Annotated in this window: 6 protein-coding genes; all 6 read right to left on the minus strand. The window is 68.9% G+C overall.

From position 1 onward, the window contains the following. On the minus strand, positions 1 to 402 hold a 402-nt coding region (locus ACIKT0_RS15355; RefSeq protein WP_407106195.1), incomplete at its 3' end, for a F0F1 ATP synthase subunit B family protein. Positions 403 to 413: 11 nt separating this feature from the next. Further along, on the minus strand, positions 414 to 1,025 hold the full coding sequence (locus tag ACIKT0_RS15360; RefSeq protein ID WP_407106196.1) for a F0F1 ATP synthase subunit B family protein: 612 nt from the start codon (positions 1,023 to 1,025) through the stop codon (positions 414 to 416). Positions 1,026 to 1,085: 60 nt separating this feature from the next. Then, positions 1,086 to 1,313, minus strand: coding sequence for a F0F1 ATP synthase subunit C (locus ACIKT0_RS15365; protein ID WP_183395327.1), 228 nt, complete (start codon positions 1,311 to 1,313; stop codon positions 1,086 to 1,088). 54 nt (positions 1,314 to 1,367) lie between these two features. Next, on the minus strand, positions 1,368 to 2,114 hold the full coding sequence (locus ACIKT0_RS15370; RefSeq protein ID WP_407106197.1) for a F0F1 ATP synthase subunit A: 747 nt from the start codon (positions 2,112 to 2,114) through the stop codon (positions 1,368 to 1,370). A gap of 69 nt (positions 2,115 to 2,183) precedes the next feature. Beyond that, on the minus strand, positions 2,184 to 2,543 hold the full coding sequence (locus tag ACIKT0_RS15375; protein ID WP_407106198.1) for an AtpZ/AtpI family protein: 360 nt from the start codon (positions 2,541 to 2,543) through the stop codon (positions 2,184 to 2,186). A 179-nt stretch (positions 2,544 to 2,722) separates the two neighbouring features. After that, positions 2,723 to 3,426: AAA family ATPase (locus tag ACIKT0_RS15380; protein ID WP_407106199.1), on the minus strand; the 704-nt coding region annotated here is incomplete at its 5' end.

Here is a 3,426-nt window from a genome sequence, read left to right on the forward strand (position 1 = left end):
GGTGCGCGGCCAGCTGGCGCGCCCGTTCGATGACGACGCCGTGGTCGAAATCGAATGGGCCTGGCTCTCCGCCAGAGCGATCTTCTGCTCCGCGGCCCGGGTCCGGCGGGCGACGAAATCCTCGGCCTTGGCCTTGGCGTCGGCCGCATAGAACTCGGCGTCCTTGCGGGCGTTGGCGACGATCGCCTCGGCCTCGCGCTCGGCCTCCTCGCGCTTGCGCTTGTAGTCCGCCAGCAGGCGCTGGGCCTCCTCGCGGAGCGCCCGCGCCTCGTCGAGCTCGGCCTTGATCTTGGCCGAGCGGGCGTCGAGCGCGCCGAGGATCTTGGCCGGCGCGCCGACATAGACCAGCAAGCCGATGAAGATCAGGAAGGCGACGGCGACCCAGAGTTCTGCGCTGCCCATGATGATCTCCGTCAGGCTGCGAGCGAGGCGTCGACCGCCTGCTCGATCTCGGGCTGCGCAGGCGCCTTGCCGGTGAGCCGCTCGACGATCGCGGCGCCGGCCTCGACCGCGATGCCCCGAACGTTGGACAGGGCCGAAGTCTTGCTCTCGGCGATCTGCCGGTCGGCGTCGGCGAGCTTCGCGTTCAGCTCGGCCTCGAGCTGTTGGCGCTTCTCCTCGGCGTCCCGGGCGATCCGCTCATGCATCTCGCCGGCGATGCGGCCGGCCTCAGCGCGAGCGGCGGCGAGCGCCTTCTCGTAGGACTCGATCGCGGCGTCGGTCTCGTTCTTCAGCCGGTTGGCTTCGGCGAGATCGGACGCGATGCGATCGGCGCGGCCTTCCAGGATGTTGCTGACGCGCGGCAGCGCGACCGACTTCATCAGCCACAGCAGCAGCCCGAAGAAGATCGCGAGCCACAGCAGCTGGCCCGGGAAAGTGCCGGCGTCGAAGGGCGGGAAAGCCGGGTCGTGCCCCGCGCCGTGGGAGCCCGCCGTTTCCGTTCCGGCGAAAGTCGGCGTCGCCCCGTCGTGCGTCTGCTGGGCGAGCACGATCGTGTGGCCGCTTTGGCCCACGGTCTCGGTCATCGCGGTCTCCATAGGCTCGCGCGGGGCGGCGATCGCCCCGCGTCAAGCGTGTTCAGCTGATCAGACGGCGAACAGCAGGAGGAGCGCGACGAGCAGCGAGAAGATGCCGAGCGCTTCCGTCACCGCGAAGCCGAAGATCAGGCGGGCGAACTGGCCGTCGGCGGCCGACGGGTTGCGCAGCGCGCCGGCGAGGTAGCTGGAGAAGATGTTCGCGACGCCGACGGCGGCGCCGCCCATGCCGAGGGTGGCGAGACCGGCGCCGATGTACTTGGCGGCTTCAGCTTCCATGACGAGAACTCCGATGGGGAAGGTGGGTTTCTGGGCGAGGGCGCAGCGGGCCGATCAGTGGCCGGGGTGCAGCGCGTCGTTCAGGTACATGCAGGCGAGCAGCGTGAAGACGTAGGCCTGCAGGAAGGCGACGAGGAACTCGAGCGCGGTGATGCCGACCGCGAGCGCCAGCGGCAGCACGCCGATGGCGAGGCCGAGCGCTCCGAGGCTGCCCGAGAGCATGGTGACGAAGCCGGCGAACACCTTCAGCGTGATGTGGCCCGCCAGCATGTTGGCGAACAGACGGACGCTGAGGCTGATCGGCCGCGACAGGAAGGAGATCACCTCGATCACCACCACGAGCGGCAGGATCACGAGCGGGACGCCGTGCGGCACGAACAGCTTGAGGAAGGCCAGCCCGTGCTTGGCGAAGCCGTAGCCGATCACCGTCAGGATCACCGACAGCGCCAGCGCGAAGGTGACGATCAGCTGGCTCGCGACCGTGAACGTGTAGGGGATCATCCCGATCAGGTTCGAGATCAGGATGAACATGAACAGTGAGTAGACGAACGGGAAGAACCGCATGCCGTCGCGGCCGGACGTCTGGTGGATCGTCGTCGCGACGAACTCGTAGGAAAGCTCGGCGAGCGACTGCAGACGACCGGGAACCAGCGTGCGCGCGGAGGTGCCGAGAAGCAGGAAGCCCGTGATGGCGGCGACCGTCAGGCCCATATACAGGGCGGAATTCGTGAAGGCGAAGGTCCCGTCCCCGATGAGGGGGACGATCTGGAACTGGTGGATCGGATCACTCGCGCCGGCCATCGTCCCTTTGCCCTGTCCCGGCGCTGTCGCGCCGCCTCGTCGTAAGCCCGCCGCTGGCGGGACGCCTCGTCAGTCGACGCGCGGTCCGGGCGTCATGCCCGCCGCGCGCATCACGTTCAACACGCCGGCGACGAAGCCGAGCAGCAGGAACACGATCAGTCCCCAGGGCGATATGCCCAGGAACTGGTCGAAGCCCCAGCCGATCAGGCCGCCGGCCACAACCCCGGCGACGAACTCCGAGCTGAGCCGGAGCGCGTTCGCCACGCCGGCGCCCATGGACGCGCTGCGCCCCTTGGCTTCGGCCTCGGCCTTCGTGTCGGTCTCGGAGCGCTGCTTCAGCTGCCTGTCGAGCCGATCGAGTCGGCCGGCCAGGTCGCCTTCGCCGGCGGGATCTGGTTGATCCGGTTTTCCGTCAGAGCTTTGCGTCATTACGCGGCAGCCTCGCCGGACACCCGGAGCGGCCGACCCCCCCGAAAACCGCCGGCACCCTATTTTTTCGTCCTAACCCTGTCAAGGTTCCGCCGCAAAGATGTAAATCCCTGATCCACAACAGAAATCAGCTTCTGAGCCGGCGTTGTTCCCAGGGCTTTGTCTTCACCTCGGCGCGACTAGACGGCCTCGGCGAGCTCGGCCGCCGTCTGCAGATCGACCGACACGAGCTGGCTGACGCCGCGCTCCGCCATGGTGACGCCGAGCAGGCGGTCCATGCGCGCCATCGTGAGCGGATTGTGGGTGACGACCAGGAACCGGGTGGTCGTCGCGCGCGACATCTCTTCGAGCAGGCCGCAGAATCGGTCGACATTGGCGTCGTCGAGCGGCGCGTCGACCTCGTCGAGCACGCAGACCGGGGCGGGATTCGTCAGGAACACCGCGAACACCAGCGCGAGCGCCGTCAGCGCCTGTTCGCCGCCGGACAGCAGCGAGAGCGTCTGGGGCTTCTTGCCCGGCGGCCGCGCGATCACCTCGAGCCCCGCCTCGAGCGGATCGTCCGATTCGACCAGTTCGAGCTGCGCCTCGCCGCCCTCGAACAGCTTGGTGAACAGCTCGCGGAAATGCGCGTCGACCCGTTCGAAGGCGGCGAGCAGGCGGGTGCGGCCCTCCTGGTTCAGCGAACGGACCGCGGCCCGCAGGCGCGCGATCGCCTCGGTCAGGTCCGCCTGTTCGGCCGACAGAGTCTGGTGGCTCGCCTCGGCCTCGGCGAGATCCTCCTCGGCGCGCAGATTGACCGGCCCCAGACGCTCGCGCGCGGCGGTGGCGCGGGAGAGCCGCTCGTCGGCGGACTGGACCGTTTCGTGCGGCGTGGCCGCGAGAC

The organism is Hansschlegelia beijingensis (assembly GCF_045505405.1).
Classification (GTDB): Bacteria; Pseudomonadota; Alphaproteobacteria; order Rhizobiales; family Methylopilaceae; genus Methylopila; species Methylopila beijingensis_A.